The following is a 925-nucleotide window of genomic DNA, read 5'->3' as shown; positions in this document are numbered from 1 at the left end:
TCAATCTCTTCTGGTTCTCGTGCATCAGCCGCGGCTTTTTGGTCGTCCCCCACATCTGTTTCTAAGCCATTGGCTGCACCTGCTTCATCTCGTGCGCTGTATTTAAAATCCCAAGAGGTACAATGTTTCTCATGAATAACAACAATAGGGAGTGTTTCACCGGTGATGGCTTTACCTTCCCCCCGTTTAGCCAAAACAAGCTTGCCATCAACGGGTTTTGCTACCGCATCATACTCTTCTGCAAGGCGCGTAGCAAAAGCCATATCGCTTTCAGCTGTTTGGTCAATGTGACGCACAACGATTTTTGCAAGAGAAGGATCAACTTTTGGTGTATAGCCATTGCGCTCTGCTATCTCTTGAACAATACTGCCAAGGGTTTGTTGGTGATAGGATTGGCTTTTGGGGGTTCTGTAAGACGTGTTCATTGATGCGGCGCGTCCTGTAACACTTAAGCTTTGCGGTGGGCTGCTTACAGAAATTTCGTCTATCAGATAGGCTCCCATATCGCGATTTTTCCCGCCTTCATAGCCAAGTGTTATGGAAATAACTGTCCCGATAAGAGGAATATCAAGAAAGCCGTTATCACTGTCACGCGCACGGTCATCAAGCTCTATAGTGATACGATCACTTTTGTGTTCTGCTTCATCGGTAATTTCAATCGACAAAACATAATCCATAAGAGTTTTTGTGATGTCTTCTCCATTTGCCAGAACCATGCAAAAAGGTTTCATGATTTGCTACCCCAAATTCTAATCACCGGTGTGGCTTTAGGATAGGGGAGGGTTGGCAAAACGATTGTGATGCCTGCTTTTAAGATAGGTCCATGGTCTGCAAGACCAAAATTTGCTGCATAAACGCGTTCAACAGCAAGGGCTTGTTGACCCTTTGCATAGTATCTCCAGCAAATGGCATCAACCATATCGCC

2 protein-coding genes are annotated in these 925 nt (G+C 45.3%); both read right to left on the bottom strand.

Annotated features, from left to right (window positions below; translation table 11 throughout):
• Positions 1-731: phage late control D family protein (locus ACFINZ_RS10145; RefSeq protein ID WP_375701445.1), on the bottom strand; the 731-nt coding region annotated here is incomplete at its 3' end.
• Positions 728-925 (bottom strand): tail protein X (locus tag ACFINZ_RS10140; protein WP_375701444.1); only part of this gene is annotated, 198 nt, incomplete at its 5' end. The genes ACFINZ_RS10140 and ACFINZ_RS10145, both read right to left, overlap by 4 nt.

It is taken from the genome of Bartonella sp. AA81SXKL (assembly GCF_042196945.1).
Taxonomy (GTDB): domain Bacteria; phylum Pseudomonadota; class Alphaproteobacteria; order Rhizobiales; family Rhizobiaceae; genus Bartonella.
This window is presented reverse-complemented; position numbering and strand designations above follow the sequence as displayed.